This is a genomic window from Corallococcus interemptor, from assembly GCF_003668875.1.
Classification (GTDB): Bacteria; Myxococcota; Myxococcia; order Myxococcales; family Myxococcaceae; genus Corallococcus; species Corallococcus interemptor.
In genome coordinates, this window is the sequence record NZ_RAWM01000023.1 from 83,408 (window position 1) to 91,573 (window position 8,166).

The following is an 8,166-nucleotide window of genomic DNA, read 5'->3' on the forward strand; positions in this document are numbered from 1 at the left end:
GCGTCACTTCAGGAAGGCGTCCCGCACGGCGTCCAGCAAGGGGTTGGCACCGGTCTCCGGATCGGTGCAGCCCTGGTTGAGCGTCCAGACGATGGTGCCGCCGTAGCCCTCCTGCTTCACGAAGGCGCCCTTGGCGGCGATGGCCTGCGGGCTGTCGTAGGAAATCCACGTCACCGTGCCGTCCTCCACGAGCTTGTCCGGAGCGAACGTCACGTAGCTGGCCTGGGCCTTCTCGTCCCACTGGTACTTCCCCTGCTTCGAGTAGCGGAGGATCTTCTTGTACGTGAACGAGTTGTCCCCGCCCACGTAGTCGGACCAGTTCGTGAAGGGCTGGTAGGGCCCGGTGATGTGGCGCCACGCAAGGCCGTAGAAGGGGATGCCGATGCCCAGCTTCGCCTTGGGAATGCCCGCCTTCACCCACAGGTCCAGGCTGGACGCGATGGACGTGGGGTGCAGCCCCTGTTCGCCCTTGAGCGCGGACGTGTGCCAGGACTTCCATCCGTCCCACGCGCCAATCATCTCGTAGGACATCAGGTTCATCTGGTCGAAGTACGTCGCCAGCTCCGCGAACCAGGGGTCTGCGTCCGAGGGGAAGTTGGTGTTGATCCAATGGAGGGGGAAGGTGAGGAGCATCTTCGGCCGCGCCTCGCGCAGGGCCTTCACCAGGGCCAGCAGCTGTGGCCGGTCGTCCTTCTCCACGGGCTCCCAGTCCAGGTCCAGACCGTCGTAGCCGAAGTCGTCCATCGCCTTGAGCAGCGAGCGGACGAACTTCGCGCGGTTCGCGTCGGACGCGGCGCCCACCCAGCCATCGTGCTCGCCGGAGCCGCCCACCATGATGAGCGCCTTGCGCCCCGCGGCGTGCGCGCGCTTCGACAGTGTGCGGGCAATCTCCGGCCCCCGGTCGTTGTCGAACTTCGTGCTCAGAGTGCCGTCCGCCTTCGGCGTGACGCGGCCCACGAGGATGTGCGTGAGTGCGCTGAAGTCCACCTTCTCCGGCGGATAGTCGTCCGCGTTCCAGCCCGTGTAATAGCCCGACACCCACTTGCCGCTCTGGCCCGGGGTGCCCTTCACGGAAGGGGATGCGCTCACCACCACGCTGGCCTGGGCCAGCTGGCTCGGGTCGGCCTTGCTCCGGGCCATGACCCGGTACGTGCCCGGCTTGCGGGGTGCGGTGTAGACGCCGTCGGCGCTGATGGAGCCCCGCTCGTTTCCGGGCTCCACGCTCCAGAGCACGGCCGTGTCCGCGCTGTTCTTCACGGTGGCGCTGAAGGCATGCGTGGCGCCCGGAGCCAGGAAGACCGCGGGAGTCTCCAGGATGAGGCTCACCGTGCGGGGACCCTGCTCGACGCCAACGTCGTCGAAGAAGAGGGGTGGCAGCGTCTTGCCGCCGTCCTCCTGGAGCCACAGTCCGGTGATACGCGTGCGTCCATCGGGCAGCAGCTTCGACAGGGGCACGCGGCAGGTCGTCCACTTGCTGGCGGGGATGGCGCCGCCCGCGCAGGCAGGTCCCAGGGGCACGCCCACGGGCTGTTCGGATCCGATGACGACGCGCGCACGTACCGCCGCGTTCGCACCGTCCTTTCCGCCGTTCACCTTCAGCACCAGCGTGTCATCGGGTGACACGTCGAAGCCCGGGTGGCCGAAGTAAAGCGCCTCCCAAGGCCCCAGCGTGACGGAGATGGCGTGGCTGCCCGAGGCCCCCGGGACAGAGGTGCTCATCGCGTGCGAGCCGGCCCAGGTCAGGTCCTCCCAGGGCGCGGCCAGCCGGTCCTGATAGAGCCACGTCACCTGGGGGGACGCGGGCGGTGCGGCCTTCGAGGGCGGAGCCCCCTGGGAAACACCGCCCAGCCACAACACGGTGAACAGCACCGGGAGTCCCGCCGGAAGTCGTCGCATGGCCTCCCATCCTCGCAGAGGAGGGCGCGACGCGTCCTGGCTTGAGAAAGCAGGTCGGCCGACAGGTCTTCGCCAATGGGCTCCGCGAGCGCGGGACTCCAAGGCGGCGCGTTCCTGACGGAGTACAGCGGCAGACCGCGACATCCTGCACCCGAGGACCACTCCTTCAGGGGTACGGACAGAAGCGCCCGCCCGGGCACGATTGCCTCAAACCTGTCCGACAGTCGGACCGGTTCGCGCCGCATGAAACCAGGGACGCGCGCCTCGTGAGGCGCAGTGGTGGGCCGCGATGCCCTGCGTGCGAGGCCCCCAGGTCAGGCCCCACGAGCCGAAGAGCCCGCCCGGGGGCGGTTGCCAAAAAACCTGTCCGACAGTCGGACAGGTTTTTTTCGTCCGGCTCCGGAGGGGGACTCACGCGTCCATGTCAGACCCCTGTGGTTGGATGGCGATGCTGGGACGAGGAGGGGGAATGGGGATGGGACACGGCGGGCTCGTGGCGTACGTGGAAGCACAGATTGAGCGCGACATCGCGCTGGGACGGATTCACCCGAACGGGCGGTTCGGCTCGGAAGCGAAGCTGGCGCGGCACTATGACGTCTGCCGGGGCACCATCCGTGAGGCGCTGCGGCGGCTGGCGGCGCGGGGCGTGGTGGTGCAGCGGCCTGGACGCAAGACGCGCGCGGTGCCGTTGGATGAGTCGCTGACGCTGGAGAACCTGGGCCTGGCGCTGCATGACATGCGCTCGCCGGACGCCCGGTGGCTCTTGGAGGGCTACTTCAGCCTCCGGCGGCAGGTGCTGGTGGAGCTCTTGTCCGACTGCTGCACACGGGCCTCCAAGCGGGACCTGGACCAACTGGGGAGCATCTGCTTCGGACTCTGGGACGCGGCGCGCTGGGAGTCAGGGGCCTACTGCGCCCAGGTGGAATTCGAGTTGCTGCGGCTGGCGGCCCGGGTGGCGGACCGGCCCGGGCACGTGCTCCTGGTGCAGTCCCTGCAGCGGGCCTTCATGGTCGGCGCGGCCCAGTTGCTGCCTCTTCTAGGAGGTGAGCCGCTGCGCCAGTGGGTGAACTGCGCGAAGAATGCCCTGCATGATCGCGACACGCGGGCCATCCAGCAGGAACTGTCGGCGCTGATGAAGGCACACGATGACCTTGTGCTGAATGCCTTCGCCCCCCTGAAACCTGTCGCTCCCGAAGACTCGTTCGCCCGGGAGGGTCTCCTCTCCGCTCGCGAGTCAGCCATCGGTCAGGATGAGGTACAGGAGGCACGCCCTGGCGTGGAAGGACACGGCGTCCGCGCTTCCGAATCAGCGAACCGGCAAGGCGAGGAGCAGGAGACACACCGTGAGGTGGAAGGGGCAAGCATCAGTACTTCCGCGTCAGCGCACCGGCAAAACGAGGCGCTGGAGCCGCACCGTGGATTGGACGAGGCAAGCTTTGGCGCGGAAGGGCACGGCGTCAGCGCCTTTGTGTCGGTGAACCAGCAGGCGGAGGTGCTGGCGACACGCTTTGGCTTGGATGGACAGGGCGTTGGCCCTCCTCCGTCCGACTGCCCTTTCGACGAGGCGTCGGCGGCCTATCGCCCCGTGGGGGGGCACGGCAACCGTGCTCCTTCGTTGGAGACTGAGGTTGGCGCCACTGGGGCAGTCTCCGAGGACGCCAAGGCCCCGGAGGCCCAGGCGTCCCAGAGGGGGCCCGGCGGCGGCCCATCCGTGGATGGGCTTCCTGGGGCGTCGGGTTTCAGGGCTTGACGGTTTGCAGTCGGCCGAAAGCTACTCGGACAACCCAGGCATGAAGCGGCGCATGCACTCCCTGCGCGGGGCAGCTGCGTCGCTGGGGACTGCGAATCGTCAGGCCCGGACCAGCTCGATGGGGCTGCCTTCGGGGACGTGCTTCATCGCCACGGAGTTCATGCAGTAGCGAAGCCCCGTGGGCGGCGGACCGTCCGGGAAGACGTGGCCCAGGTGGCCGTCGCAGCGTGCGCAGCGGACCTCGGTGCGGATCATCCCGTGCGACACGTCGCGGATCTCCGTGACGGAGTCCTCCGACAGCGTCTGGGTGAAGGACGGCCAGCCGGTGCCGGACTCGAACTTGGTGCCCGACTTGAACAGCGGGTTGTTGCAGCCCGCGCACACGTAGGTACCCGGCGTCTTCGTGCCGAGGAAACAGCCCGTTCCCGGGTACTCGGTGCCGTGCTGACGCAGCACCTGGAACTCCTCGGGGGTGAGGCGCTTGCGCCACTCTTCGTTGGAAAGATTGAGCTTGTCCGCCATGAGTCCTCCTCCACGTCTCGGGCCTCAAGCCCGGAGCACCACCTTGGATGCACCGCCCGCCTTCGCGTCGCACCCTACACCAGGCAGGCAGCCAGGCGGCCGGCGCCCTTGTTCTGTACCGCACGACAAGCCGGGCCTTTCGGACCAGGGCTTGGAGACCCGCTCGTCAGTTGTACTCCCCCGGGACGCGGTACGCGCCACGAGGAGGCCCGACGATGCGGATTTCAGAGCTGATGCACACGGACGTGAAGACCATCGACGTGGATGAATGTCTGCGCTCCGCCACCGAGCGGCTGGAGGCCTCCAGCGTGGGGGCACTCACCGTCACGGAGCACGGGCGGGTGGTGGGCCTGCTCACCGATTCCGAACTCTCCCTGTGCTCCACCGTCCACGGCCACGACCCCGACGTCACCACCGTGCGCGAGGCCATGGTGGCCCCGCTCGTCACCTGTCCGGAGGACGCGCCGCTGGAGGCCGGTGAGCGCCTGATGGAGGAACACCACGTGAACCGCCTGGTCGTCGTGGACTCCGAACAACACGCGGTGGGACTGCTGCGCCTGGACGACGTCGCCTCCGAGCCCCTCACGCTGCTGACGCCCGGCGAGCCGCTGGAACACCTGAGCCTCTACTCTTGAACTGCCAGAGGGCCCGGCGCCCCCTCCGCATGCACGAAGGGAGCACCGGGCCGTTGCCTCACGTCCTGACGCTCAGCCCACCACGGCCGGCTGGCACGCGGCGGACAACCACGCCACCGCGTCATCCCAGGGCAGGTCGCGCTGCGAGCCATCGCGCTGCCGCAGGCGGACGCCCTTGGACTCCACCTCACGGCCACCCACCACCGCGAGGAACGGCACGCCGTCCTCGTGCGAGCCCAGGACCTTCTTGGACAGCGACTCGTCCCGCACGTCCGCTCGCGCTCGGCAGCCCGCCAGCCGCAGCCGCGCCGCCAGCGCTTCCGCGTACGCGGCGGCCCCCGCGCCCACGGAGGCCACCACCACCTGCTCGGGCGCGAGCCACGCCGGTAGCGCGCCCCCGTGGTGCTCCAGCAGCATGCCGATGAAGCGCTCCAGGCTGCCGAACAGCGCGCGGTGAAGCATCACCGGGCGCAGGCGCTCTCCGGACACGCCGACGTAGTGCAGGTCGAAGCGCTCCGGCAGCACCAGGTCCAGCTGGATCGTCCCGCACTGCCACGCTCGGCCCAGCCGGTCCTTCAGCACGAACTCCAGCTTGGGCCCGTAGAAGGCGCCCTGGCCGGGCTGGTCCTCGTACTGGAGGCCCGCCTGCTTCGCCGCGGATTGCAGCCACGCCTCCGCCTGGTCCCACAGCGCGTCACTCCCCGCTCGCATCGCCGGACGGCTGGAGAAGGCCACCTGCACGTCGTCGAAGCCGAAGCCCGCGTAGAACGCCTTCAGCGAGCGCACGAAGCGGACCACCTCCGCCTCCACCTGCTCCGCCGCGCAGAAGATGTGGCCGTCGTCCTGCGTGAACTGGCGCAGGCGGAACAGCCCGTGTAGCGCGCCGCTGGGCTCGCTGCGGTGCACCAGCCCGAACTCCCCCAGACGCAGGGGCAGGTCGCGGTGGCTGGGATTCATGCGCTGCACGAGCTGGATGTGGCCCGGGCAGCTCACCGGCTTGAGCGCCAGGTGCCGGTCCCCCTCCGGCATGCAGAACATGTTCTCGCGGAAGTTCTCCCAGTGTCCGCTCTGCTCCCAGAGCGGCTGGGAGCACAGCTGCGGCGTACGGACTTCGCGGTAGCCCTCCTCGCGCATGCGCTGGCGGACGTGGTCCTCCAGCAGCCGGTACAGCATCAGTCCGCGCGGGTGCCAGAACACCATGCCCGGGGCCTCCTCCTGCAGGTGGAAGAGGTCCAGGCGCTGGCCCAGCGCGCGGTGGTCGTGTTCGTCGAGCATTGTCGTCTCCGTGTGTCGGTCGGGATGAAGCAGCCGGGGCCGGACACGGGGCGTGTGAGGTTGCACGGTCGCCCCGGCCGGACTTCGGCGGGGCGGGAAACCGTGCGCTCGTCAGTCCACCGACACGCGCACCGAACCCACGCCCGCCGAAGCGGTGGTGGTCTGGGTCGCGGTGGTGGTGAGGACGAGGTTCACAAGGGCAACAAGTGCTCCCGGAGGCACGGAAAGTCAAGCCGGCCTCCGGGATGGGGTGCTTCAGCCCAACAGGGACAGCAGGCCGGCGAGGCCGACGAACAGGTAGAAGAGCGACTCGCCCGCGATGAGGCCGCCGCCCACCAGCGACATGGTGCTCATGTCCTCCGGCAGCACCGTCTCGCCGGGCGCGGGCTCCCGCCGGAAGCGCTTGGTCACCGTGTTGAAGAGCGACGTGAGGATGCCGCCCATGCCGAACCAGATGGCCGCGGGCAGCGCGATGAAGCCGCCGAACGCGTACGCGTAGGGGCTGGCCAGCACCAGCGAGTCCAGGGTCCAGCCCACGCCAAACCCCGTGCGCGACCCCTGCACGTAGCGCAGGTACGCGGGGTGGCGGCGGACCACCTTGCGGATGACCTCCAGCGTGAAGCCGATGCCCAGGCCCACGAGCAGCGCCGTCACCTTGTGCGCCGACAGCGTGCCCAGGTCGCGGATGGCGCCCACGAACTTGTACGTCATCGCGGAGCTCCACTGCGCCACCTTCACGTCCGGGTGGTCCAGCTGGTTGACGGACAGCACCGGGTAGGCGCCCATGAACACGCGCGCCAGCACCACGCACAGCACCGCGCCCATGAAGATGCCCAGCACCTGGTAGCGGAACTGCACCACGCGGTTGGTGCCCAGGCGCCAGCCGGTGGAGCGGTCCTGCTGCATGTCGCAGCCCACCGACGTGGAGATGAGCAGGATGGAGGACGCCATCAGCCCCACCAGCGGATCCTTCAGGCCGAGCAGCGACATCAGCAGCACCGACATCACGAAGGCGCTGGAGATGGGGTTGTTGTCGCTGATGCCGTAGGCGATGCCGTTGATGAGGACGAACAGCAGCGACAGCGCGAGCCCGAAGAGGATGAAGCCCGCGGGCTGGTGCAGCACCTGCGTGGCCACCACCACCACGGCCGCGCCCCAGCCCACCACCCAGGCGATGAGCCGGGGCACGTTGACCTTCTTCCACGCGGGCTCGTTGTCCGCGGGCGCCTGCGCGCGGCCCCGGATGCGGTCCACCGCCTGCACCGCGAGCAGCGCCAGGTCCACCAGCGCCGCGCCGCAGATCATGGCCAGCGAAATCAGGAAGCCAATCTTCCGGTACGGATCATTCGGCCCCAGCCACCCGATGCCCTGGAGGTACGGGGTGATGCCAAGGCCGATGAGGCCCATGAGCATGGCGGGCACGGTGATGCGGCTGCCCACCACCATGCCGGCGCCCACCGTGGAGCTGCTCACGCTCAGCGCGGCGATGGCCGCCACCTTCTCCGTGAGCCACGCGGCCAGGATGCCCAGGCCGGTGCCTCCGCCCAGCTTCGCGATGGAGGCCTTGAGCAGGCGCTTGTCCGTGAGCGCTCGCAGGATGTTGGCCACCGCGTAGCCGGACGGGTAGTCCAGCTGCAGCTTGTCCACGAGCAGCGGCGTGTAGAGCATGCCCACGCCCACGCCGAACATGCCCACGCAGCCCACGAAGAGCATCAGCTGCCACGCGGGCGGCTGGGGCATGCCCAGCCACACCATGGATTGGATGAGCACGGACATGGCGCACAGCGAGGCCACCGACGCGGCCATCGTCTGCATGTAGTTGGCGCCGTGCTTGCCCTCCGCGCCGTAGCCGTAGGTGACGACGCTGCCCAGGATGCCGGACAGCACCTGGCTGGCGACGAAGAAGCCCAGGCTGAAGTTCATGTACGACGCGGCCACTCCGCCCAGCGGGCCCAGGAAGAAGATGGCCACGGACGCGAGCAGCAGGTGGTACTTCCACGTGCCCACCGCGGGCAGGAAGCGGAAGCGCGGCGCGGCGGCGTCGGGCACGGAGGACAGGGGGGCGGAAGGCTCCGGGGGGAGCGACTC

General features: G+C 69.1%; 6 protein-coding genes. 2 read left to right on the forward strand and 4 right to left on the reverse strand.

All coding sequences use genetic code 11. The features are described from left to right. Positions 1-3: 3 nt before the first annotated feature. Positions 4-1,896, reverse strand: coding sequence for a glycoside hydrolase family 18 protein (locus D7X96_RS11600; RefSeq protein ID WP_121769721.1), 1,893 nt, complete (start codon positions 1,894-1,896; stop codon positions 4-6). 469 nt (positions 1,897-2,365) lie between these two features. Here D7X96_RS11600 and D7X96_RS40895 point away from each other — a divergent pair, with 469 nt between their 5' ends. Beyond that, positions 2,366-3,646 carry a FadR/GntR family transcriptional regulator gene (locus D7X96_RS40895; protein ID WP_244219536.1) on the forward strand — a complete coding sequence of 427 codons (1,281 nt, stop codon included), beginning with the start codon at positions 2,366-2,368 and terminating at the stop codon, positions 3,644-3,646. A gap of 99 nt (positions 3,647-3,745) precedes the next feature. Here the strand turns inward: D7X96_RS40895 and msrB are convergent, their stop codons facing one another. Then, positions 3,746-4,168: a peptide-methionine (R)-S-oxide reductase MsrB gene (msrB, locus tag D7X96_RS11610; RefSeq protein WP_120552079.1), complete on the reverse strand. Its 423-nt coding sequence runs from the start codon at positions 4,166-4,168 to the stop codon at positions 3,746-3,748. A gap of 215 nt (positions 4,169-4,383) precedes the next feature. On the opposite strand from msrB, the gene D7X96_RS11615 reads away from it, so the two are divergent. Then, positions 4,384-4,803, forward strand: a complete 420-nt coding sequence (locus D7X96_RS11615) for a CBS domain-containing protein (protein ID WP_158616309.1) — start codon at positions 4,384-4,386, stop codon at positions 4,801-4,803. A gap of 72 nt (positions 4,804-4,875) precedes the next feature. On the opposite strand, the gene thrS is transcribed toward D7X96_RS11615, so the two are convergent. Next, on the reverse strand, positions 4,876-6,078 hold the full coding sequence (thrS, locus tag D7X96_RS11620; protein ID WP_120552081.1) for a threonine--tRNA ligase: 1,203 nt from the start codon (positions 6,076-6,078) through the stop codon (positions 4,876-4,878). 255 nt (positions 6,079-6,333) lie between these two features. Continuing rightward, positions 6,334-8,166 (reverse strand): OPT/YSL family transporter (locus D7X96_RS11625; protein ID WP_244219537.1); only part of this gene is annotated, 1,833 nt, incomplete at its 5' end.